Raw genomic sequence first — 24,193 nt, 5'->3', positions numbered from 1 at the left:
ACCTATCTGTTCTTTGCCAGATTCTCCTGCACACGCTTATATAATTCCTGTGCAGCATTATATCCCATCTGTTTCTGTCTGTGGTTGACAGCCGCTGATTCTACGATAATCGCAAGATTACGTCCCGGACGGATCGGAATGCTGTGGCAGACAACACGGTTGCCCAGAAACTCTGTATAATTCTCTTCCAGCCCCAGTCTGTCATATTCCTTGTCCCGGTTCCAGTCTTCCAGAGTAATAACCAGATCGATATTCTGTGTCTCTCTGACGCTCTGCACACCGAACATCGACTTCACGTCAACAATGCCAATGCCCCGAAGCTCTATAAAATGTCTCGTAATATCTGGCGCAGCTCCCACTAATGTATCATCGCTTACTTTTCTGATCTCTACAACATCGTCCGTAACAAGACGGTGTCCTCTCTTAATCAGTTCAAGGGCCGCCTCACTCTTACCAATCCCGCTCTCGCCCATAATCAGAACACCAACACCATAAACATCCACCAGTACCCCGTGTATGGAAATGCACGGAGCCAGCTTCACATTCAGCCAGCGGATGATCTCACCCATAAATGAGGAGGTAGATTTCGAAGTTGTAAAAATCGGCACCTGATGCTGTACGGCCTTGATAAGCAGTTCCGGGTCAGGCTCCATATCTCTGCTGAAAACAATACAGGGGACCTGATGGCTCAAAAGCTCATCATATATCTGGTGCTTTCTTTCCTCACTCAAAGTCTCAAGATATGCATACTCCACATATCCAATCATCTGTACCCTGTCCGAGTCAAAATGATCAAAAAACCCAGTCAGCTGAAGTGCAGGTCTGTTAATATCCGGCACATTCACCTCACGTCCGATCAGTTCAACATCAGGAGTCAGATTCTTTAAATCCATCTTTTCAACAATTTCGCTTAACTTTACTCCTTGTCCCATAATAATCTCCTTTATCATTATCACTTTCAACACAAATTCTTTATCCATTATACCATAAATACTAAACTCGTGAAATACCTCGTTAAGTATTTAGGTGTATGTCTTACTAGGCTCGATAATACCTCGCCAAGTTCGAGCATTATACCATAAATACTAAACTCGTGAAATACCTCGTTAAGTATTTAGGTGTATGTCTTACTAGGCTCGATAATACCTCGCCAAGTGCGGGCATTATACCATATCAGACCGCCTTATTCTCCGTGAAAAAACTTATACACTGCCTCCGCCGATTTTTCATTCATGGACGGAACGGCCGACAGTTCTTCCACCGTTGCAGCCTTGATCGCATCCAGGCTCAGATAATGGCGCATGAGTGCCTTTCTTCTGGCTGGCCCGATGCCGTCTATATCATCCAGAATTGAATGTACCTGTCCCTTTGACCGAAGCTGCCTGTGGTACTCTATGGCAAAGCGGTGGGCCTCGTCCTGAATCCTTGTAATCAGCCGGAAGGCCTCGGAGGATTTGTCGATCGCAATCTCCTCATTGTGGTAGTAAAGCCCCCTCGTCCTGTGGAAATCATCCTTTACCATGCCGCAGACAGGAATATTGAGACGCAGTTCATCCAGAACTTCCAGTGCGACATTCACCTGTCCTTTTCCGCCATCCATGAGGATCAGGTCCGGGAATGAAGTGAAACCGCCGAGTTCTTTACTCTCCTCACGCTCCCTGAGGCCATGTGTGAAACGTCTTGTCAGGACTTCCCTCATACTTCCGTAGTCATCCGCGCCCTGGATCCCTTTGATCTTAAACTTTCTGTAATCATTACGCTTTGGTTTCCCGCGCTCATATACGACCATCGAACCAACGGACTCAAATCCATTTGTATTCGAAATATCATATGCCTCCATGCGGCTGACGCCGTCCAGATCAAGCATTTTTGCGATTTCCCTGACCGCACCGATCGTCCTGCCCTCTTCCCTCTTTAAGCGCTCTTTATCCTTATTCAAAACGAGCGAAGCATTATTGGCAGCCAGTTCCACCAGCTTTTCTTTTGTTCCTTTTTTAGGGACCCTGATGCTTACTTTCCCGCCCCGTTTTGTACCCAGCCATTCTTCCAGCAGGTGCATGTCTTCCAGTTCTTCCGGAAGCATCAGCTCACCCGGGATAAACGGTGTTCCCGCATAATACTGCTTAATAAAGCTGTCCAGCACCTCACTGTGCGGCTCGTCCTTTGAAATGCGCAGGTAAAAATGGTCCCGCCCGATCAGCCTTCCGCCGCGGATAAAGAAGACCTGCACCACAGCATCCTCTTCCTCTGAAGCCACCGCCAGCACGTCACGATCCTCGCCGCTGCTGTCTGTTATCTTCTGCTTCTGTGCGACCTTCTTCACACTGTTCAGCAATTCCCGGTATTCAATCGCCTTCTCGAACTCAAGTGCCTCAGAAGCGGCATCCATCTTTTCCTGCAGTTCCTTTAAGATTACGTCAAAATTCCCGTTCAGGAAGCGGATTACCTCTTGAACCGCTTTTGCATACTCTTCCTTGGAAATATACCCCTGGCAGGGAGCGTCACACTGCTTAATATGGTAATTCAGGCACGGACGTTCCTTCCCGATATCCTTCGGCAGGCTCCTGTTACAGCTGCGTATATGGTACAGCTTGTGGAGCAGGTCGATCGTATCGCGCACCGCCTGTGCACTCGTATACGGGCCGAAATACCGGGCCTTATCCTTGAGCATCTTTCTTGCAAGCATGACCCTCGGGAACGGCTCATTTGTCGTGACCTTAATAAAAGGGTAAGCCTTGTCATCCATCAGCATGGTGTTATACTTCGGCCTGTGCTCCTTAATCAGGTTACACTCCAGAACAAGCGCCTCCAGTTCCGAATCTGTCACGATATACTCAAACCTCCGTATATGCGTAACCATCTGCTCGATCTTAACCCCCTTATTCCTGCTGCTCTGGAAATACTGCCGTACCCGGTTCTTCAGGCTGATGGCCTTGCCCACATATATGATATTGTCCTTCTCGTCATGCATAATATAAACTCCTGGCTTGCCCGGGAGCTTTTTCAATTCTTCCTGTATATCAAAATTATTATTTTCCATGACCTATATTATAATGCCTGTTCGGGTATTTGTGAAGGATTTTTACGAGAAAAGGAAGCGCTAAAGAAAAAAATATTACGGTTTACATGCGCGTACATAACGCACAAACTGAAAAGCCGGACTACGCTTAGCGTCTCCCGGCTTTTCCTGTATTCCTTCTTTATTCCTGGCTGTGATCTACAGGATAATCCTCGTTCACATGTGCCTCTAAACCTTTTTGGCCGCCTTCTTCCGCCGGCTTCATTGTAACACGGACATCTTTTTTCGGCTCACTTCCCTCTTCCGGCTCCTCGATCCCTTTCACTTCACGGAAGATTCTCATGAATTCTTTTCCGGTGATCGTCTCCTTCTCAATGAGGAATGCGGAAATCTTATCGAGTGCTTCTCTGTTCTCGCTTAAGAGGCGCTTTGCCTCCTCATATGCATTCTTCAGCATAGTCATGACTTCGCCATCTATCTCGGCCGCTGTCGCTTCACCGCAGTTCATAACCGGACGGCCGTCAAGATAACGGTTCTGGATTGATTCCAGACCAATAAGGCCGAACTTCTCAGACATTCCATACTGGGTGATCATGGCTCTGGCAATCTTTGTTGCCTGCTCGATATCATTGGATGCCCCTGTAGTAACGGTGTCAAATACAATCTCCTCCGCGGCACGTCCTGCAAGTGCACCGACCAGCATAGCCTCCAGTTCCTTCTTCGTGTTCAGGAACTTCTCCTCTTCCGGTGTCTGCATGACATATCCAAGAGCCCCCATCGTTCTCGGGACGATCGTGATCTTCTGTACTGGCTCTGCATCCTTCTGGAGCGCGCTGACGAGCGCATGGCCGACCTCATGGTAGGATACGATCTTGCGTTCCTCCTCGCTCATGATGCGGTCTTTCTTCTCTTTACCGACCAGAACAACTTCCACTGCTTCAAATAAATCCTTCTGGCTGACAACCTGTCTGCCATTCTTGACTGCATTAATCGCAGCCTCATTGATCATATTGGCAAGATCGGAACCTACTGCACCTGAGGTAGCCAGTGCAATTGCCTCCAGATCGACTGTCTCATCCATCTTAACATCCTTGGAATGTACCTTCAGGACATCCACACGTCCCTTCAAATCCGGCTTATCCACGATAATACGCCTGTCAAAACGTCCCGGCCTTAAAAGCGCCGGGTCCAGTACCTCCGGACGGTTCGTTGCCGCCAGAAGCAGAAGGCCCTTATTCGTGTCAAATCCATCCATCTCAGCCAGCAGCTGGTTCAGGGTCTGTTCACGTTCATCATTCCCGCCCATTGCGGTATCACGTGTCTTACCGATCGCATCAATCTCATCAATAAATACGATACATGGCGCCATCTGCTGTGCCTGCTTGAACAGGTCACGCACACGGGATGCCCCGACGCCGACATACATCTCTACAAACGCCGAACCGGACAGGGAAAAGAACGGCACCTTTGCTTCTCCTGCAACAGCCTTTGCCAACAGGGTCTTACCTGTACCCGGAGGGCCCACGAGCAGGGCTCCCTTCGGAAGCTTAGCACCGATTCCGGTGTATTTTCCCGGGTTATGCAGAAAATCAACAACCTCCTGAAGAGACTCCTTCGCCTCATCCTGGCCTGCCACATCCTGGAATGTGACCCCGGTCTCCTTCTCCACGTATACCTTTGCATTGCTCTTGCCGATTCCCATCATGCCGCCGCCCTTTGACATACGCTTCATGAGGAAATTAAACAGAATTACGAGCAGAAGTATCGGAAGTATCACTGTAATAAATATCTCAAATATCATGGAGGATGCCGTATCCGGTATGTTCTGCTCATACTCTACCCCGGCTTTGTAAAGCCGTTCGGACAGTGTATCATCCCTTACTGCGCCGGTATAGTAATCCGGTGCCTTTTCCTGATCCTCTTTCTTATCCTCCAGCTGGCTGACAATATCAGATGCCGTCTTTGTACCTTCCTTTTTCCTGGCATCATCCTTCAGCGTGATGTACAGCTTCGTTGAATCAATCGTAACTTTTTCAACTTCACCGTCATCCACCATCTTCAGGAATTTATCATAGCTGATCTCCTCAGGATTCTTATCCTGCATCATTGAAACCAGTCCCATTACTATAAAAACAGTCAACAGCGTTGTCACGAGGATGATTCCCCAGCCCTGGCGATTGTTTTTAGGATCTTTGTTATTTCTGTTATTCTGATTATCCATTCTTAAGCCTCCTAAAATCCACTATCCCCATTATAAGTACAGGCTCCCCATAAATCAATAAAAAGATTATGAAAATATTGTAAACACGGGGCATTTTATAGTATACTGGTTACGAAATATGTCATGAGTGAGGAAAGAGAAAATGAAAATAGGATTCGATAATGAAAAATATTTAACCATGCAGTCAGAACATATCCGCGAAAGGATAAACCAGTTTGATAACAAGCTGTATCTTGAATTCGGGGGAAAGTTATTCGACGATTACCATGCAGCCAGAGTCCTGCCGGGCTTTGCACCGGACAGCAAATTAAGGCTTTTGAAGCAGCTCAGCGACCAGGCCGAGATCGTCATCGTCATCAGTGCTCGTGATATTGAGAAAAATAAAGTCCGCGGTGATCTGGGTATTACATACGATTCAGACGTTCTGCGCCTGATGGATTCCTTTGGGGACAACGGCCTGTATGTAGGAAGTGTTGTCATTACCCAGTACTCCGGCCAGGAAAGCGCTCAGCTTTTCAAAAACCGCCTTGAGAATCTCGGCATCCGTGTCTACATCCATTATAATATCGCCGGCTATCCGTCAAATATCCCACTGATTGTAAGTGATGACGGATACGGTAAGAATGAATATATCGAAACGTCCCGCCCACTGGTTATCGTCACAGCCCCGGGACCCGGGAGCGGAAAAATGGCCACATGCCTTTCACAGTTATATCATGAACATAAACGCGGAATTCATGCAGGCTATGCCAAATTTGAAACATTTCCCATCTGGAACCTGCCGCTTAAGCATCCGGTTAATCTGGCATATGAAGCTGCCACGGCCGATTTGAATGATATCAATATGATCGATCCGTTCCACTTAGAAGCATATGGCAAGACAACGGTAAATTATAACCGCGACGTGGAGATTTTTCCGGTATTAAATACCATTTTTGAAAAAATTTACGGGAAAAGCCCGTACAAGTCTCCGACAGACATGGGTGTCAATATGGCCGGCAACTGTATCTGCAACGATGAAGCCTGCCGCGAAGCATCCCGTCAGGAGATTGTCCGCAGATATTTTGCCTCCCTGAACTCCCTTGTACAGGGTACAAGCTCAGAGGAAGAGGCCCAGAAGATCGAGATTCTCATGAATCAGGCCAACGTGACCGTACAGGACAGGAAGGTCGTGGAAAAGGCCCGTGAACGCTCCGAAGAGACACAGGGCCCTGCTGCTGCCCTCGAACTGGACGACGGCAGGCTCATAACCGGAAAGACAACGAACCTGCTCGGAGCTTCCGCAGCCCTCCTGCTGAATGTCATCAAAGAACTGGCCGGGATTGACCACGAACTGCATGTCATCTCTCCGGAATCCATCGAGCCGATCCAGAAGCTGAAGGTAGACTACTTAAAGAGCAAGAATCCTCGCCTCCACACCGACGAGGTGCTCATCGCCCTCTCCGCCAGCGCCGCCAACAGCAGCCTCGCAAGAAAAGCACTGGAACAGCTCCCCAAACTGGACGGCTGCCAGGCACATACCTCCGTCATGCTGTCAGACGTAGATATCAAAACATTCAAAAAACTAGGCGTACAACTCACCTGCGAGGCAGTTTATGAGACTGATCATATTTACCACTAGATAGGATGAGGGACGCTAAGTAAGAGGCGGGGGAGGGCGCCGTGTGGCTGTGTGGTGCCGGTTCAAAGCCTGTCCGCTTACTTAGCTGCGTTCATCCAGTTAGCAGTGACAAATATAATCAGGAAGCTCATTACCAAGTGAAGCGTATTGGTATCGGCAAAACAGAACTTTATTCCTCCCCTATACGAATCATAAAAATGTCCTCGCAGCCAACTCCAGTTGCGTATTGGCGAGAAACCCACCGGGGTATGAGTTTTTTGTGGTTGGATGCGCCTAGCTTGATATGAGGATGGGACAGAGGACTGCGCGGGTGCATATGCCAGTTTAGGAGGCGTAAAGAGACCCTTAGCGGGACTTAATAAAAAAACCGGCGTATACTCGGAATGAAATTTGTTCTCCAAAACAAATTTCAACAAGGGCCGAACTGCGTTTGCATCGGCAAACGGAGTGAGTCCCTTGGGTTTCCGAGCATACGCCGGGTTTTTATTTAGGCCTGCTTAGGGGAACGTCCAGCCTCAAAAACTGGCATATGCACCCGCGCAGTCCTCTGTCCCATCCTCATTTCAAGCGACCCCTTCCCCCACACAAACTCATTCCAAATTTCTCCTCTTGTAAAAAAAGCTGTATTTTTTTTGGATTTTGGTATATACTCTTTAAGTATTTTTTTAATGATTCACACAAAGGAGGATTTTATGGCAGTAAAGTATGTATTTGTGACCGGAGGAGTTGTTTCAGGTTTGGGTAAGGGCATCACTGCCGCATCTCTCGGGCGCCTGCTTAAGGCACGGGGGTACACGGTAACGATGCAGAAGTTTGACCCGTACATCAATATTGACCCCGGAACGATGAACCCGGTACAGCACGGTGAAGTATTCGTAACAGACGACGGCGCGGAAACAGACTTGGATTTGGGACATTATGAACGTTTCATAGACGAAAGCCTGACGAAGAATTCCAATGTGACCACCGGTAAGATATACTGGTCGGTTCTGCAGAAGGAACGCCGCGGAGATTTCGGTGGCGGGACCGTACAGGTTATCCCACATATCACAAACGAGATCAAAAGCAGATTTTACCGCAATCCTGCCGCTTTAGGCACGGAAATCGCAATCATAGAAGTTGGAGGGACCGTTGGCGATATCGAAAGCCAGCCTTTCTTAGAGTCCATCCGGCAGTTCCAGCACGAAAAAGGTCACGAAAACGTGATTCTGATACACGTCACTCTAATTCCCTATTTAAAAGCTTCACAGGAAATGAAAACAAAACCGACCCAGGCAAGTGTCAAGGAACTTCAGGGTATGGGAATCCAGCCGGATATTATTGTATGCCGTTCTGAATTTCCTCTGGATACTGGCATGAAAGACAAGATTTCTCTTTTCTGCAATATTCCGTCAAAACACGTCCTTCAGAATCTGGATGTGGAATACCTGTATGAAGCTCCGCTCGCTATGGAACGCGAGAATCTGGCACAGGTTGTATGCGAGTGCCTGCACCTTGACTGTCCAAAACCGGATCTAAAAGACTGGACCGAGATGGTGGATAACCTGCGCAATCCGACGCAGGAAATCAATATTGCCCTTGTTGGAAAATATATCCAGCTCCACGATGCCTATATCAGCGTGGTAGAGGCGCTGAAACACGGTGGAATCTACAGTCACACTACGGTCAATATTAAGTGGGTTGACTCGGAAACCGTTAGTGCTGAAAATACTGATGAAATTTTCAAGGATGTCAGCGGCATTTTAGTGCCGGGAGGATTCGGTGACCGCGGTATTGAAGGAAAAATAGAATCCATTAAATATGCACGTACAAATAACATCCCGTTCCTCGGGCTCTGTCTTGGTATGCAGCTCTCCATCGTCGAATTTGCCCGAGATGTACTCGGTTATCATGATGCACACAGTATGGAATTAAAACCGGACACTACGCATCCGGTCATCCATATCATGCCGGACCAGATTGGCGTGGAAGATATTGGCGGCACACTCAGACTTGGCTCTTATCCCTGTGTTCTGAAAAAAGATTCAAAGGCTTACAGCCTGTATGGAGCTGAGGAAATCAAGGAACGCCACCGCCACCGCTACGAAGTAAATAACGATTACCGCGAAGCGCTGGAGGAACACGGCATGATGCTTTCCGGCCTTTCCCCTGACGGGCGAATCGTCGAGATGGTAGAAATTCCGGATCACCCGTGGTTCCTTGCGACACAGGCCCATCCCGAGCTGAAGTCGCGTCCCAACAGGCCGCATCCTCTTTTTAAAGGCTTTGTGGAAGCCGCACTCAAATATTCGAGTCAACGTAACGGCAGGCTGGAATAGAGGCCTGATAACAGAACAAGCCCTGAGATGGCAGCGCTATGCTGTCATTTCAGGGCTTGTTTTTCTGTAACAACCGGAATCCCGGATTATCATCCTTCTTTTCCCTCTTTCCCGCACTCTTCTGTCCCCGCGGTCCGCTTCTGACTGATATAACCGGACAGCTTCAGGGCTGCCCATGCTGCAAATATGCCGATCAGGAGTCCGGCCAGCACATCCGACGGATAGTGGACCCCGACATAAAGACGTGAAAATGCGATCAGGGACGCCAGAATGACCGCAGGTATTCCCCATTTCCGCGGCGCCATTTTGTAATATACAAGGGCTGCGGCAAAGGAAGCACAAGTATGCCCCGACGGGAACGAATAATCACGCTGCCTTTCTATCAGGAGCCTCAGGCCGTCCACCACCTCATACGGCCGTATCCTCGCAACCAGGTTTTTCAGCGCCACATTCGTTATCAGGGCGCCTATCGCTAATGCTATAATAGCCGTAATCCCTATTTTCCTTGTTCTTTTAAACAGCAGCAGCACAATAGAGAGTACAATCCAAAACCATCCAGCATTCCCCAGAGATGTAATAAACTTCCAGAAAGGGGTCATCCAGTCATGCCGCAGATACTGCTGTATAAAAAGCAAAATATCACCATCTAACTGTAACAGATAACTCATCATTCATTTACCCGGACCTTTCATTTTAGTCAATATGTTTTATAGTATATCATATTACCAGGGCATTTTAAATGATAGACTATCTTTTCCAAACAAGATATACTATATACAGGTACACCATACCTGTACAGAGATTAAGACGGAGGGATACACATGAAAAAAATGCGTTCACTAATTATCATCATCGCTGCGGCCGCCCTGGTTGCGGTCGGGTTTCTTGGGGCAAAGCTTCTGAATAAAGAGCCCAAAGTTACAGTCAGCGCCGTTTCCATCGAGGAGCGTCTCAGCAAATGCAGTTCACTTACTACTGCCAGACTGGACTACAGAGGCATCATTAAATACTCGGAGGGTGAGATCGATTTTATCAACAAAAAGAGTTTCTCTATGATCTATGATGCACATATTAAAGCGGGCATTGACTTATCACAGGCTGTTGTCGAAGTCTCCGGGAAAAGTATCAGTATCCGGATACCGGCCCCTGAAATACAGGATATTACGATTGATTCCGATACACTCGAATTTTACGATGAAAAGTTTGCACTCTTTAACTGGACAAACAAAGAAGATACGACAAAGGCAATCGCATATGCAAAGAATGATGCCGAAGCGAAAGCGGGACAGACGGACATTCTTGAACAGGCCAGAGAACAGGCCGCAGCCGTCATCGAAACGCTGATACAGCCGATTACTGAAGACAATACCAATTCATATGAACTCACCGTTACTTATGCGGAATAAATGCACCGGGGGTAAAAGATCATTCCATGACATGCAGATATGTATGGAATGACCTTTTGCCCCCGTTATCATATAATAAAGAGACATCATAAACAGGAGTAACAACATGCCACTGAACAACATCGGAAATATTATCCGGTTTGGAAATATGATGCAGGCCAGTAATGCACTTGTGGAAGAAGTTTTCCTGCAGACCCGTACAACTGGATCTGTAACAATATCATACTCCTCCAAAACTCCGGACGGAATTACTTTTATCAATCTATTGCAGCTAAACGTGCACCGTAATACTGTGATTCTCAACTCGCTGGGCAGAACCATGTGTTTATGTGATATTCACAAGGGAATGTGGGTGGATGCCATCTTTTCGCCAATTACAACCAGAAGCATTCCGCCCCAGTCGAATGCCTTTCTGCTGTTGGTACGCAGCGGGAGCCGTCCTTCAAGCACCACGTCCACCGGCAGGATCGTCAGCGTAGATACCAGCAACCGTTCTATTACAACCGGCGTTCCAGGTGACATAAACAGGCAGACAGTATTTATCATCACGGATAATACCATTATAAGAAACCGCGCAGGCAGCCCGGTCAGACTTTCTAATCTGCGCCCCGGGCAAACGGTCCGGATCGTCCACTCAAATGCGCAGACAGCCAGTATACCCCCTCAGACTACGGCTTTTTACGTGCAGGTTATTTAAAAGATTGAATGCAGAGTTCACTTTACTGCGAAGGAACCCGGCTTATGCCGTACACTTCGCAGCAGAACCCTGCTGACAGCCCCTACCCATCGATTTCAAGTATTTCCTTTTTTGTCAGTGGATTTACATGCACCATGCAGTGTTTTACCTCTGGAAATTGTTCCTCCACTCTGGTATGTACTTCCTCTGCTATCCCGTGCGCCTCGCGCAGTGTCAGGTTCTCATCCGCGGCGATTTCAATATCCACATAGGCCCTTGCCCCGAACATTCTTGTACGGATTGTATCAATCTTTTCCACACCCCTGTTTTCCAACACCGCCTGGCGGATTTGCTGGATCGTCCGGTCATCACAGGACTTATCCACCATCTTATTCATCGCATCCTGAAAAATGTCCCACGCCGCCTTTCCTATGAATACACAGATAACAACGCTTGCAAGCGGATCAAGTACAGGAAATCCAAGCCGCGCACCGAATATTCCGGCAAACGCCCCGATGGAAGACAGCGCGTCGGAACGGTGGTGCCATGCGTCAGCCATCAGTGCCCCGGAATTTATTTTTTTAGCAGCCGCCCTAGTATACCAGTACATCCACTCCTTAACCAGAATGGATATGACTGCTGCGATAAGTGCCATCCGGCCCGGAACCGAAGCCGATTCCAGATTACCTGACGCTATCTTCTGTATCCCGCTTATTCCTATTCCTGCACCGGTCGCAAACAATACAACTGCCAGCAGGATCGATGCCACACACTCCATTCTTTCATGGCCGTATGGATGTTCCTTGTCAGACTTTTTCCCCGAGATCGTAACCCCTATCATGACAATGACCGTACTGAATACATCCGACGCCGAATGTATCGCATCCGACAGCATTGCCCCGGAATGAGCAATCAGCCCGGCAGCCAGTTTAAATGCCGACAGTGCTATATTCACCCCAATACTGACCTTGGATACGCGCATTGCAATCCTTGTTCCCTCTGTTTGTATGTTTTCTGTGTTTTGTGCCATTATGATGTCCTCCTTCTCATTTAGCTGTCTGAACAGTATTATCTGGTTCACTTCAATGCACATCCTGTCCGGAGGTTCCTGCAAGCGGATTTTTAACTCCGTTTACACAAAAAGAACCTGTGGAACATTCGTAGTAAACTGTCCCACAGATTCTTCCTGTTCATCTGCTGCCGCGTCCGCGGCCCGGCCCCATTCATACTGAGTATCACCCCTGTATGGATCGCCTGCTCAGTTTGTACTGTAGAATAAATATGCAGTGCAAAGAGTTTCCTTTTATAATATGCAATCCGCCCTTTTTTGTCAATCATTATTTTTCATAACGAGAATTTTTCTCTGTATGCAATCTTCCATAAATAGATGCGGCTGTTACAGAAATTAGATTTCGATAACAGCCGCATCTCTATGAGGGGGGCAAATTCGTCAATTTGTCAAATCACATGTTTGCCTTGATCCTGGTCTTTTTTTCCTTCCTGATGTATTCTGTATCCCTGCTTTTCCCTTCTTTGTCTGCTGCTTCCATGATACGGGGACCCCGCTGGCTCTCTGTCGGTACGCTTTCCATCTCTTCCTCCAGACGCATCCTCCGGAAATCTTTTTTATGGTTCACGCCTCCGCAGAAATCTTCAAAAGCGAATGCCATTCTATCCAGGATGCCAAGGCTGGATATCCTTTCTACTGAAAGCTTCCTTACAGAGCGGAGCCAGTACTCTGCGAGCATCCAGCAGACAATTAAAAGTGCCAGCGCCGAGATTAAAATAATAAATAATTTTTCTAACATAGGTTCCACTCCCTTCGTCTTTCTTGTTATCTTTATATTAGCTCGTACGCTTCAATTAGTCAATATTTTAATTGTATTTTTATAATTATTTCTGTCTTTAATTTTAATTATTCACTATTTTTTATTTATTTTTGTTTTGTTCATCATTTTTTAGATATTTTTCTGCAGCCGGGTCCTTCATACTATATTTCCGGTACCACTCTTTGCTGGCATCATTTCTTACCACTTCTGAGCGGTTCTGTGAAAGGAACCTCACAAGAGGGTACACATCCACCCATATTTCATGATTTCCCTCCCTCTGGCTTTCATCGAAAATCAGCTGCAGCCCAAAATGAAGGTGGTAGGTGTCAATGTTATTTACATTTTCCGTTGTACTGTACCCGGTCCTGCCCATGTAGCCGATTACATCCCCCGCCTGTACGACGTCACCTTCCTCCAGTGATTCTGCAAACGGGATATTCTGCCGCAGATGTGCATAATAATAGTAACGCTTCCCATCAAAACTGTTAATCCCGATGCGCCAGCCTCCGTACTGGTTCCATCCCATAACGGCCACATAGCCGGACTCAACGGCCACAACGGGTGTTCCCACCTGTCCCATCATGTCATGCCCTAAGTGGTTGCGCCTGTAGCCATAGCTTCTGGACACCCCGAAATCATCATAATCTGTATAGGGAAATGTCTTGGCGATTGGAGAATATGCCTTCAGCCCGTAAAATTTCTTCCATACCTTTTTATCCGAATCTTCACTTTCCGGTTTCTCAATCTCATATTCCCCCACCATACCGTCCAGAACAGCACCATAAGCCTCACGGTAATAGCCGTAATACTCCATATCGGCCGCCATCTCCTCGATCGTCGACCCTCCCGTAAGAAGCTTTTCTGCCGCCTGGGTCATGTCAGCTTCCTGATATCTTGTAAAATCCCCGCCGTATCTGGCCCCAAGATACGCCAGCAGTTCCACCCAGTTTAAATGGACGTCCTCCTGATATGTTTCTACGTCATATGTATAGGCACGGTTTAATGCTTCATAAGAAACATTAAATTCCACCCATTTGATATACTCTGCCTTCTCTCCACCGCCACTGCCGGCTGCATCACTGTTTTCTTCCGCAATCCCGCGTGCACCGGCAGAAACAGCTGTTTCCTGATCTGCTGACTGATTCTGCCCACTCCCCTGCCAGACACAAAACACAAGGAGAAGCAGCAGGATTTCGGCCGCAATTCCTGCCGGGAAAAATAATCGTTTTCGCATGTACATGCTCCTGCCATAAACTCTTAATAGTCTATGCGGCATGAACGCAACAAATTCTTCTGAATATACTGAATACAAACAACATTTATGGTGTCAGGAGCAGATCATGCATCTTATATCATCACTTTTATTCGCTCTTTCCGCTAATATAGACAGCTTCATTGTCGGAATGTCCTACGGGATTAAGAAATCGAACATCGATCTTTTAAAGAGCACCATTATCAGCCTCGTCACGCTGGCAGGTACTATCGTCGCGATCCTTATGGGCACAGAAATCTCACAGTTTCTTCCGGCTTCCTCTACCCAGGCCATCGGCTGCGCCCTTTTAATCGGGCTGGGGCTGTACTATATACTGAAGTCTCTCTTCGGCTTTCTCAGTAAGAAATGTAAAAAAACAGAAGTAAAATCAAATGAACTCTCAGCCAGTTCTTCTAAAAAAGAGCCAGCCGAAGCAACCCTGCTTACGCTAAAAGAAGGATTATTTCTGGGGCTCGCTCTCTCTATCAATAACTTCGGCATGGGGATCGGCGCCAGTATTACGGGACTGAAGCTCGTACCCACTGCAATCATGTCACTGATCGTATCCGTCGTCTTTCTGTATGCCGGAAACTTCATTGGAAAGACAAAGGTTCCCCGAATCTCAGACCAGCTGGCAGATGTGATCTCCGGACTGATACTGGTCGGGCTCGGGGCATATGAACTGTTTTTCTAACATACTGTTTTTCTAACATACTGTTTTTCTAACATACTGTTTTTCCAGCATGAAAAAAACAGCACCGGAATGGGTATACATCCACATCCCGGTGCTGTTTTTCATACAATTTCCTGTTCACTAAACAGTGCTTCTACCGCCTTTTCATAGACCGTAAGCTTCTCTGATTTTCTAATCTTCTTCGCATATTTCTCATAATTCGTAAACAAAGGCGCCATATAGAACCACAGCTCCTTCATTTTAAACAGGATTGTCCGGTCACCGCTTAAGACCTTCTGGTAATCTACATAGATCCGGTCATGAAAGGCCTTCAGGGTCGATTTCTCAAGTGGTGTATGATTTTTGATCTCACAGACCAATCCCGGATTCGAAAGAATCCCACGGCCCAGCATCACACAGCCCACATCCGGGAAAGCCTCCTCAAACCGCCGGTAATCCTGAACGGAAAAAATATCCCCGTTATAGCAGATATTGCAGCCGCATGAGCCAACTGCCCTGCCAAACACTTCCCAGTCCGGTGTATTTTTATAAATATCCGTCTGGAGCCTTGGATGGATGATCAGCTCGGCCAGTGGGTACTTCTGGTATATTTCCAGCAGATGGTCAAATTCTTCCGGGCTCTCTTTTCCAATTCTTGTCTTGATTGAGATACGGATATCCGCCGCCGAAAAGATTTCTTCCAGAAAATGGTCCAGTTTATCGGGGAATGCAAGAAACCCCGAGCCCCTTCCTTTTGTGACAACAGTTCTTGAAGGACAGCCCAGATTCAGGTTCACTTCTCTGTACCCGTATGTCTTAAGCTTCCTTGCCGTGCGGATGAAATCGTCTGCCGAATTCGTCAGTATCTGCGGGACGGCAGTCATCCCTTCATTGTGCTCAGGCAGGATATCATTCTTCTCTTTCGAACTGAGGTGCCCGAACTGGTTCGGCATAATAAACGGAATAAAATACTTGTCAATCTCTCCAAAATATGTATGGTATGCATTGCGGTATATGTAACCGCTGATCCCTTCAAGAGGGGCGAAATAAAATCTCATAGTGCAGACTCCCGTTCCTTTCTAAACTCTATCTTTCCTTCTGACAGAATCAGCCCCGCCAGTGTAAGTCCCGCGCCTAAAGCCGCTGTCCCTGTGATCTTCTCATGCAGGATCAGCACGGATGTAACAATCGTTACGACCGGGACGATGTAAATATAGACACTTGTGCGGACTGCACCCAGTATCTGTACGGCCATGTTCCATGTTACGAAGCAAAGTGCAGATGCCCCCGCCCCAAGGAAAAGGATATTCAGAAGATTCACAGGATCCGCCAGTCTTGACAGTCCCAGACGGAAGTCAAATGCTACTGCCGCCGGTATCATGAACAGAATCCCGTAGCCGAACATATGTCTTGTATTCTGAATTGTAGAATATCCATATCCGCTGATTTTCTTCGTCAGGACAGAATAGCATGCCCATACAAAAGCGGCAGCCAGAGCCAGAATGTCCCCCTTCGGATTCAGCTTCAAGGTTTCACTCCCGCTGAAACTCATCATACAGATTCCCACGATCGCTACCGCAAACCCCAGAAAAAATGATACACGCATATGTCCGTCTTCTTTTAAAAAAATCTTGCTTAAAATAGCCGTGAAAAACGGAGCCGCTGAAATAATCACTCCCACATTAGAGGCAAGTGTGTATGTCAGGGCAATATTTTCCAGAAGATAATACAGGCAGATCCCACAGAGTCCTGCCGCTGCAAATACCCATTCCTGCTTCCTGTCTGTCAGCCTTATGAGTCCCGGTTTTGCCAGAAAAAGCAGAATATAGCCGATCACAAAGCGGATAATCAGTATTTCCACAGGCTGGAAATTCCGAAGCAGAACCTTTGTAGAAATAAAAGTAGTACCCCACACTACAATCGTAAATAATGCCGCCAGATGTCCCATCCCGTTTTTATCCTTCATCACGTCTGCCCCCTGTCCATGTCTCTTTTTTCATAAATTTAATCACCTCACGGGCATTATTATACTATATCTGCACCTTTCAGGCTTGTAAAATATCTTCATTTATTCAGTTTCAAATAAAATTGAAGCCATTTTCTGCTGCCATGCACCTTCACGCAGGCTGTTAATTCCCCTCCCATATTTTCCGCCAGATATCTGGCAATCGGAAGCCCCAGCCCGGTACTGCCTTCGCTTCTGGAATGGTCAGCAGTATAAAACCTGTCAAACAGAGCATCCACCTCACCGGCATCCAGATGCTCCGTGTCATTTTCCATGAGAACCGTAATCCCGCTTTTCTCTTCCTTCAGGCTGACTCTGAGTGTGCTAACCGCATATCTGAGTGCATTCTGAATCAGGTTTGAAAAAATCCTTTCCAGCGCGGCCTCATCCGCCAGCGCGAATACTGCTTCATCCGGTATATCAAGCCGGACATCCAGATTCTTACGGACAAGTTCCTGATAACTCTCCAGTGTGGTTTCCCTTAGGATTCTGCCGGCATCTGCTTTCCCGACTTCCAGCTCATAGTCTCCTGCCGTTAGTCTTGAAAGATCATAAAACTGGGCGGTCAGCCTTTTCATGGAGCGGGCTTTTTTCCTGACAATCTCTAAGGAATCCCTGTCCTCCGCCTTAAGGGAACTCTCATCGATCAGGTCCAGAAACCCCAGAATCGATGTCAGCGGGGTCCGCAGGTCATGACTGATATTTTCAATCTGTCTTTGCAGCATCTGCTCTTTCTCCTGATAACCCACATGGATTCTTCGGATTGCCTCCAGATTCCGGTTCACTTCTTCCAAAAGTACTTCCATCTCAGTCTGCGGTGACGGCAGCCTGACAATGCGGTTTTCTTCCAGATCTTCCGTGATCTCCCGCAGTTCCTGCGCCGCCTCCCCCAGTGCTTTTTTCAGCAGGAAAAAGCGTATGCAGAAATACACTGCTATAAAACATACTACTGCCAGAATGAGACAGGTCATTTCTGCACACGCTCCTTTCTCCTCACATCATATCCTCTATGCAATATCCCGTTTCCTGAAGACAACGTATCCCGCCACATAAAATACAACAATTCCTATGACACCGGCGATCAGGCATTTTGCCAGTCCCTCCGGCGTATCCCACAGACACTCATACTGTGTCATGTTTACAGAGGTTTCATATTTCAGATAGTTCCACGGCATCCATTGTGCGGCCCTGTTCAGCCACTCTATCTTGAATCCCACAATGAAGCTGATTATAGGAATCCCCCATATGACGGCCATCCAGCAGATCGTCATAAGGATTTCTTTTTTGATCATACACATGAGTGCAACTGTAAGGATGACGGCTGCAAATGCCATAGGCAGGTTCGCCGCAACACCCCTTAATCTGACCATGACAGTGATTCCGCCGGGGTCATCTAAGAGCAGGTAGGCACTTCCATAGTAAACCGTCAGTACAACTGCCATACAGGCAAGGGATGCCGCCGAGCATACGATACATTTTGCAGTGAAAAACTGCCCTCTTGAGATGCCGAAAGAGACTGCGTTTTTCAATGTCCCGTTTTTGTGCTCTTCTGAGAACACAAAGCTGGTAACAAGCAATCCGCCCAACAGCAGGGTTGTCATACTGCTGGATAGTATATTTAATGAATATCTTATCGAACCATAGGGGAAATCGAATACAAACCGGTTGAACAGATATAAAATGACGTTCATCAGGACAGTCAGTCCGGATAAGACACCCGTCAGTACATACAGCTCTTTTCCGTGGATCACTCTGTAGCATTCACTCTTCATATAATTTAACATGACAATCTCCCTCTCTCCTTCAGATTCATATAGTATTCTTCCAGCATCATCTGCTTCTGCTCAAGACGCAGCACCCCGATTTTATGTTCCGCCGCCAGCAGGCTGTACGCATCTGCTGTCATCTCAGGGCTCTTGATCCTGAACGATGAATCCGGCAGTACCTTGTAGCTGATACCCTCCCACTTCTTTTCCAGAAGCGCCGCGTATTGTTCCGGTTCCGTCACCGCTATATCCAGATAGACCGCGCACTGCTCATGGAGCTGTTCTGCCGTAATCTCATTCAGCAGCCATCCCTGGCTTAAGAATCCATATATGGTCGCGATCTGTTCCAGTTCTGAAAGAATGTGGCTGGAAATAATGATTGTTATGTTTTTTTCCCGATTCAGCTGTAGCAGCAGGTTCCTCATCTCGATGATTCCACTGGGGTCAAGGCCGTTGATAGGCTCGTCGAGTATTAAAAGCTCCGGTTCCCCGAGAAGTGCAATCCCCAGACCGAGCCTCTGCTTCATGCCCATCGAAAGTGTTCCGCCTTTTTTCCTGCGTTTTTCCCACAGACCTACGCTCTTTAAGATCTCTTCTACCTTTCCCTTCCCGGGTATTCCTTTCTGGATACGGTAATATTCCAGATTTCTTTCCACAGAGAGCTTTGGATAGAATCCCGGTGACTCCACAATGGCCCCACTGCGTTTCCTGTTCTTCTGAAGTTCCTTTTCCGGGTAGGCCCCGAAGAGGCGGACTTCCCCGCCTGACGGGTATATCTGCCCGGTCAGCATTTTTAAAAAAGTCGTTTTTCCGGCGCCGTTATCTCCTATCAGGCCGTAAATATCTCCTCTTTTGACAGTAATATCCACGTCCTTAAGTGCCGTTACACTGCCATATTTCTTAGTCAGGCTTCTGGCTTCAATAACATGTTCTCTCATCTTTTATTCCTCCGCATATTTCACTTTGCTGCTTACATGAATGATTGTAACCGGGAGGCTTTTAATAAGTCCTCAAGAAAGTTTAAAGAAATCATAAAGATGCTTTTATGCCATTTTAAAACCGACTCCCCATACGGTCCTGATATACTCTTCCCCTGCATCTGCCCTGGCAAGCTTCTTCCTCAGGTTACTGACATGTACGTTCACGGTGTTGTCCTCCCCGTAATAGCCGCCGTTCCAGACCTGTTCATAAAGCGTTTCCCGGGAATATACCTTCCCCGGGTCCTTGATCAGAAGGTACAGGATGTCATATTCATGCATGGTCAGGGAAATCTCTTTCCCTCCTACAGTCACTTTCCGGGATTTATGCAAAAGATGCAGTTTTTTGTATGTATACTCCTCTGTTTCATTTTCCTCTTTTCCTGAACCGCCTTTCTGCCTCGTCCCGGAGCGCCTCAGGGCGGCATATACCCTTGCCAGAACCTCATCTGCCTCGAATGGTTTTGTCAGGTAATCGTCCGCGCCGCCTCTTAATGCCCGGACTTTCGACTCCAGCGCCGCCTTTGCCGACAATACTATGACCGGGGTATCCAGTTCCATCTCTTCCCTGATCACCGAGATTAGTTCCTCCCCGCTCATTCCGGGGAGCATCAGGTCCAGTAAAATCAAATCAGGCGTTTCCATCTGAAGCAGAAGCTTTGCCTCTGTCCCTGAAAACGCCTGAACCGTATCGTATTCATTCTTTGCCAGAATTTTTTTCAGCAAATGATTGATATCTGTGTCATCCTCTACAATGAGAATCCTGCGTTTATCCATATCCGTTTACCTCCACACGAATATCATTGTACACGATTCCCGGAAAGAAAGGAAGCCCCCTATCCCTGATAATTTCTATATTTGTGGTAGCCTGCCGTTATACATACAACTGTGACTGTCAGTGCGATGAGCAGATGCATAACAGTTACATCCTCTGGAAATGAGAATCCCCAGCCCAGCGGCAGATAGACTGGCTGCGACAGCATGAAATGATTCACAAGCATAGTCCCTTTTCTCCCCAGTATCCACATGGGGGAAAAGATTTTTATCCATGCAACCGGGATTACAAATACGATCATGGAAACAACTACCGCCATAAACGAGTTCCGGCATATTGCTGAGACTGCCAGCACAACCGCCGAAAGCAGGATGATTCCCGCCACTCCCAAAACAAAAATAAATACAAAAAATGCCCCTATCTCTTTCGGGTAAGTCCCGTGGTAAGGCAGTGCCCCGCATAACACCGTGGAGGCATCCAGTCCCTGTGTGCCGAAAACATACCGGTAAGCCAGCCATATATAAAGAGAGGCCAGACAGTACACTGCCGCCGTAAAAAAGACTGCCGCCGATATTTTCATCCATATGGCACTCTTTTTGCCCCTTCTGGTTGTCAAAAGGATGTCTGCCGTCCGAAGCGTATACTCTTCCGCGAAAACAGGCGACAGGCCGATGATCAGAATGACGCTCAGCATCAGCATCATCGTAATCCCATATGTTTCCACCATATCATCCCATCCATATACATAGTCAAACTGTACATCCCCCTTTAAAAGCGGCGCCGCATTGTTTTCCCATTCTTCACCCTCCATAAACTGGATCTCATCGGGATTATCGCCACTCAGCTGCCTGTAGTTCGTCATTTTTTCCGTAATATATTTATTGCAGAAGTTCCCTCTAAAATTATCTATCTTTTCATCGTAATAGTAGAACCCAAACCGATCATAGATTGCCCTGACCTTTTCTTCCGTCAAAGGTCCCGCATATTCTTTTGCCAGTTCCTGATCCTTCCTGATCGCAGTCTTCCCATAATAGGTCTGCCCGTCAATGGTCACCGCATAATCCTGCTGGATCGTCCACAGCCGGAAAGTCAGGAATGCCAGCAGTACGAGTATACCGCACCAGATGATTTTGCGGGATGCGATTTTATAAATTTCTTCTTTCCAGATTTTCCACATTCTCTGCCGCCTCCTTAAAATGATACAGATATACGTCTTCCAGCCCCGGTTCCGCGTTTACTGCGCCTTCACACGGGCAGCTGTCCGCCACGATCCGTAAATAAACCTGATCCCCTTCATTCTTTAAATTACTAACCGCAAACTGCTCATTCAGCCTCTGCGCCTCTTCAGGTCCGGCCAGATATTCCCATACCCTGCCTTCTGCACTTTTTGTCACTTCCCGGGAAGTTCCCTGCTCCACGATCCGTCCCTGCTTCATCAGAAGGATCTGGTCCGCGATGAACTCTACATCAGACACAATATGGGTAGACAGGATGACGATCCTCCCCTTTGACATCGCGCTTATAATATTCCTGAAACGAATGCGTTCCTTCGGGTCCAGCCCGGACGTGGGTTCATCCAGAATCAGTATTTCGGGATCATTGAGCAGTGCCTGCGCGATTCCAAGCCTGCGGATCATCCCGCCGGAAAATGTTTTAATCTTGTGTTTCTGTTCCCCCGAAAGCCCTACGAGCTGAAGCACCTCCTGTACTTTATCCTTTGCCAGATCCTTCGGCACCGCCTTGCACGCAGCCAGATATTCCAGATATCTTTTTGCCGAAAAATCCGGGTAATACCCAAAATCCTGAGGCAGATATCCCAGCATATGCCGGTATTCTCCGTCCATCCCACGGATTTGTGCCCCATTACATAATATTTCTCCCGCTGAAGGCTTTAAGACACCGCACAGCATCCGAAGCAGTGTCGTCTTTCCTGCTCCATTCGCACCAAGGAATCCATGTACCCCCTCGGTAAGACGCAGTGAAACCTGGTCCACTGCAATTTTATTCTGAAACTGTTTTGTAACCCTGTCTAATACTAATTCAGGCACAGTACTTCACCTCCTTCTATTTTTCCAAACAGCCTGCGGATTTCAAGAATCAGGACTCCGACCCCCACCGCCGCTGCGATCCCCCATACCATCAGGTATTCCAAATGATATGATTCTTCCACAAACACAGGAAATACAGCAAGTATTCCACTGAGGACACCCGCGGAAAGCTGTCTGTATCCCCTCAAACCTCCCCTTAAGGCTGTCAGCATATGCAGATAAAGGATATCAGACCATAAAAACGGTACCAGCATATACAGCAGGTATGCCCCCGTCCCTGCCCCGCTCCTGCCGCCACAGAAGATCACGAGCAGGCCCAGCACTGCCAAATCTATCATCCCTGCCAGAAGCATCTGGATACTTACCATCTGCCTCAGGTTCAGGTACAGCGTCTGCTCCAGTTCCGCCATATGCCAGGAAAACAGCCTGCTGACCCCGCTTAAACATACATTGCCAGTCAGGACCATAAAAAGCGAGCATACAGTAATTGATGCCTCCCCATCGCCGCCCGGCAGGTTCAAATACCGGATCAGAACCAAAGCAAGCACCAGCATGCCGCCCTGCAAAACCCAGAAAGACCATGTCTGGTACCGGAGCTGTTCGATCAGACAGGCCAGAAAGGAAGGATAATATCTGACCTTCTTTTCCTGCACCGCCCTTTTGATCTGAATAAGCCCCTCCTGTTTTCTTGTCTCATCTATTTCAAACCTCCATGATTTCTTTTTCCCGCTACTCATAAAAATCCTCCTTATCCAGCAGGTCCTTTAATTTGTCAATCCCCTGATTAATCCTCGACTTTACCGCAGCATAGGATGCCCCTGTCATACGGGCAATTTCCCGGTTCTTATAACCATAAAAATGATGCAGCAGTACGGCCTCCCTCTGCATATCCGGAAGCTGCATGAGCGCCTCAGCCAGAACCTGGCTCTCCTCCAAACCTTCCATTTGTACAGAGCCGTCCCTGTTTTCCTTCTGGTTATCCTTACTCCTGTCCCCTTCCCGGTACTCAAGTTCCAGACGCGTCCGTCCTGACTCGTGAAAATACGACCGGCAGAGGTTCATAGCTATCGTGAGCAGATACCCCGGCAGGTTCCGGTACCGGTAGCTGTCCACATACCTGATAAAACGGAGGAACGTTTCCTGAGTCAGATCATAGGCATCTTCCCGGCTCCCGGTCTGATACGTGCAGAAGTAGTAAATATCATCGTAATATTTTCCGGCAATCTCATTTAAGTACTCTTTCTGCCCGCTCTGAACCAGCCGGACCAGCTCCTTATCGTCCATAAACGTCCTCCTTTCCTCACTGTAAAACGCCTTACACTAATATAACCCATTTTCTTCCCCAAAGGATTTATTTTATGAAAAACTTTTTTAATTCGGGGAATAGGACGCCTGCTGCAAGACAGTTGTAGAAGCCCCGGCAGGGCCCGTATGGTCTGTTCGATTGCTGTCCATTCACGAAGAACTACTAATGCTAAACGCGGCCTTTCACAGGGCACCGACCACATTTACCGTCCAATCTTAATGATTGAACGGTGCAGGTGGTCTTAAAATCTGTTTTGGAAAACAGATTTTATCCCTGTAAAAGACCGTGTTTAACATAAGTA

22 protein-coding genes and 1 riboswitch are annotated in these 24,193 nt (G+C 47.5%); of the genes, 4 read left to right on the top strand and 18 right to left on the bottom strand.

Annotation, left to right across the window (positions count from 1 at the left end; translation table 11 throughout):
* Positions 1 to 2: 2 nt before the first annotated feature.
* The 3 genes from hprK to ftsH all read right to left on the bottom strand — a co-directional run bounded on the left by hprK (position 3) and on the right by ftsH (position 5,240).
* Positions 3 to 932 (bottom strand): HPr(Ser) kinase/phosphatase, encoded by a 930-nt coding sequence (gene hprK / locus ABIN22_RS02100; protein WP_109729535.1) that lies wholly within the window; start codon positions 930 to 932, stop codon positions 3 to 5.
* A gap of 251 nt (positions 933 to 1,183) precedes the next feature.
* Positions 1,184 to 3,040, bottom strand: coding sequence for an excinuclease ABC subunit UvrC (uvrC, locus tag ABIN22_RS02095; protein ID WP_109729536.1), 1,857 nt, complete (start codon positions 3,038 to 3,040; stop codon positions 1,184 to 1,186).
* Between the two features lie 160 nt (positions 3,041 to 3,200).
* Positions 3,201 to 5,240 (bottom strand): ATP-dependent zinc metalloprotease FtsH, encoded by a 2,040-nt coding sequence (gene ftsH / locus ABIN22_RS02090; protein ID WP_346906265.1) that lies wholly within the window; start codon positions 5,238 to 5,240, stop codon positions 3,201 to 3,203.
* Between the two features lie 142 nt (positions 5,241 to 5,382).
* Between ftsH and ABIN22_RS02085 the strand changes: the two genes are divergently transcribed.
* Both ABIN22_RS02085 and pyrG read left to right on the top strand, forming a co-directional pair.
* Complete coding sequence (locus tag ABIN22_RS02085) at positions 5,383 to 6,861, top strand: DUF1846 domain-containing protein (protein WP_109729538.1); 1,479 nt, start codon at positions 5,383 to 5,385, stop codon at positions 6,859 to 6,861.
* A 692-nt stretch (positions 6,862 to 7,553) separates the two neighbouring features.
* Positions 7,554 to 9,179, top strand: a complete 1,626-nt coding sequence (pyrG, locus tag ABIN22_RS02080; RefSeq protein ID WP_346906264.1) for a CTP synthase — start codon at positions 7,554 to 7,556, stop codon at positions 9,177 to 9,179.
* Positions 9,180 to 9,268: 89 nt separating this feature from the next.
* Here the strand turns inward: pyrG and ABIN22_RS02075 are convergent, their stop codons facing one another.
* The gene (locus ABIN22_RS02075) at positions 9,269 to 9,847 is read right to left on the bottom strand and encodes a phosphatase PAP2 family protein (protein ID WP_109729540.1); all 579 of its coding nucleotides are present in this window, start codon (positions 9,845 to 9,847) and stop codon (positions 9,269 to 9,271) included.
* A 153-nt stretch (positions 9,848 to 10,000) separates the two neighbouring features.
* Here ABIN22_RS02075 and ABIN22_RS02070 point away from each other — a divergent pair, with 153 nt between their 5' ends.
* Positions 10,001 to 10,585, top strand: coding sequence for a DUF4230 domain-containing protein (locus ABIN22_RS02070; RefSeq protein ID WP_207657839.1), 585 nt, complete (start codon positions 10,001 to 10,003; stop codon positions 10,583 to 10,585).
* A 336-nt stretch (positions 10,586 to 10,921) separates the two neighbouring features.
* Here the strand turns inward: ABIN22_RS02070 and ABIN22_RS02065 are convergent, their stop codons facing one another.
* The 4 genes from ABIN22_RS02065 to ABIN22_RS02050 all read right to left on the bottom strand — a co-directional run bounded on the left by ABIN22_RS02065 (position 10,922) and on the right by ABIN22_RS02050 (position 14,324).
* A complete protein-coding gene (locus ABIN22_RS02065) occupies positions 10,922 to 11,134 on the bottom strand; it encodes a hypothetical protein (protein WP_346906263.1) in 213 nt (70 codons plus the stop codon).
* A 230-nt stretch (positions 11,135 to 11,364) separates the two neighbouring features.
* Complete coding sequence (locus ABIN22_RS02060) at positions 11,365 to 12,291, bottom strand: cation diffusion facilitator family transporter (RefSeq protein WP_346906262.1); 927 nt, start codon at positions 12,289 to 12,291, stop codon at positions 11,365 to 11,367.
* A gap of 136 nt (positions 12,292 to 12,427) precedes the next feature.
* A riboswitch (NiCo riboswitch) is annotated at positions 12,428 to 12,533 on the bottom strand.
* A 191-nt stretch (positions 12,534 to 12,724) separates the two neighbouring features.
* Positions 12,725 to 13,069: a hypothetical protein gene (locus tag ABIN22_RS02055; RefSeq protein ID WP_346906261.1), complete on the bottom strand. Its 345-nt coding sequence runs from the start codon at positions 13,067 to 13,069 to the stop codon at positions 12,725 to 12,727.
* Positions 13,070 to 13,190: 121 nt separating this feature from the next.
* A complete protein-coding gene (locus ABIN22_RS02050; RefSeq protein ID WP_346906260.1) occupies positions 13,191 to 14,324 on the bottom strand; it encodes a M23 family metallopeptidase in 1,134 nt (377 codons plus the stop codon).
* Between the two features lie 106 nt (positions 14,325 to 14,430).
* Between ABIN22_RS02050 and ABIN22_RS02045 the strand changes: the two genes are divergently transcribed.
* A complete protein-coding gene (locus tag ABIN22_RS02045) occupies positions 14,431 to 15,036 on the top strand; it encodes a manganese efflux pump (protein ID WP_181368551.1) in 606 nt (201 codons plus the stop codon).
* A gap of 101 nt (positions 15,037 to 15,137) precedes the next feature.
* On the opposite strand, the gene ABIN22_RS02040 is transcribed toward ABIN22_RS02045, so the two are convergent.
* From ABIN22_RS02040 to ABIN22_RS01995, 10 genes are all read right to left on the bottom strand, one after another.
* Complete coding sequence (locus ABIN22_RS02040) at positions 15,138 to 16,073, bottom strand: tRNA dihydrouridine synthase (protein ID WP_346906259.1); 936 nt, start codon at positions 16,071 to 16,073, stop codon at positions 15,138 to 15,140.
* Entirely contained in the window at positions 16,070 to 16,981 is a 912-nt protein-coding gene (locus ABIN22_RS02035; RefSeq protein ID WP_109729548.1) for a DMT family transporter, read from the bottom strand. The genes ABIN22_RS02040 and ABIN22_RS02035 overlap by 4 nt, the downstream gene beginning before the upstream one ends.
* Positions 16,982 to 17,079: 98 nt before the next feature.
* Positions 17,080 to 17,991 carry a sensor histidine kinase gene (locus tag ABIN22_RS02030; protein WP_109729549.1) on the bottom strand — a complete coding sequence of 304 codons (912 nt, stop codon included), beginning with the start codon at positions 17,989 to 17,991 and terminating at the stop codon, positions 17,080 to 17,082.
* A gap of 36 nt (positions 17,992 to 18,027) precedes the next feature.
* Positions 18,028 to 18,804, bottom strand: coding sequence for an ABC-2 transporter permease family protein (locus ABIN22_RS02025; protein ID WP_346906258.1), 777 nt, complete (start codon positions 18,802 to 18,804; stop codon positions 18,028 to 18,030).
* The gene (locus ABIN22_RS02020; RefSeq protein ID WP_118619229.1) at positions 18,798 to 19,724 is read right to left on the bottom strand and encodes an ABC transporter ATP-binding protein; all 927 of its coding nucleotides are present in this window, start codon (positions 19,722 to 19,724) and stop codon (positions 18,798 to 18,800) included. The genes ABIN22_RS02025 and ABIN22_RS02020 overlap by 7 nt, the downstream gene beginning before the upstream one ends.
* A gap of 105 nt (positions 19,725 to 19,829) precedes the next feature.
* On the bottom strand, positions 19,830 to 20,540 hold the full coding sequence (locus ABIN22_RS02015) for a response regulator transcription factor (protein ID WP_346906257.1): 711 nt from the start codon (positions 20,538 to 20,540) through the stop codon (positions 19,830 to 19,832).
* Positions 20,541 to 20,599: 59 nt separating this feature from the next.
* Entirely contained in the window at positions 20,600 to 21,715 is a 1,116-nt protein-coding gene (locus ABIN22_RS02010; protein ID WP_346906256.1) for an ABC transporter permease, read from the bottom strand.
* Positions 21,684 to 22,586, bottom strand: coding sequence for an ABC transporter ATP-binding protein (locus tag ABIN22_RS02005; protein WP_346906255.1), 903 nt, complete (start codon positions 22,584 to 22,586; stop codon positions 21,684 to 21,686). The genes ABIN22_RS02010 and ABIN22_RS02005 overlap by 32 nt, the downstream gene beginning before the upstream one ends.
* Positions 22,574 to 23,323: a hypothetical protein gene (locus ABIN22_RS02000; RefSeq protein ID WP_346906254.1), complete on the bottom strand. Its 750-nt coding sequence runs from the start codon at positions 23,321 to 23,323 to the stop codon at positions 22,574 to 22,576. The genes ABIN22_RS02005 and ABIN22_RS02000 overlap by 13 nt, the downstream gene beginning before the upstream one ends.
* Positions 23,316 to 23,870, bottom strand: a complete 555-nt coding sequence (locus ABIN22_RS01995) for an RNA polymerase sigma factor (protein ID WP_346906253.1) — start codon at positions 23,868 to 23,870, stop codon at positions 23,316 to 23,318. Before ABIN22_RS01995 ends, ABIN22_RS02000 begins: the two co-directional genes overlap by 8 nt.
* Positions 23,871 to 24,193 lie beyond the last annotated feature (323 nt).

Origin of the sequence: Faecalicatena orotica (assembly GCF_905197545.1) — a bacterium.
Lineage (GTDB): Bacteria > Bacillota > Clostridia > Lachnospirales > Lachnospiraceae > Faecalicatena_A > Faecalicatena_A orotica.
Note: the sequence above shows the minus strand (reverse complement) of the source record. Positions and strands in the feature narration are given on the sequence as shown.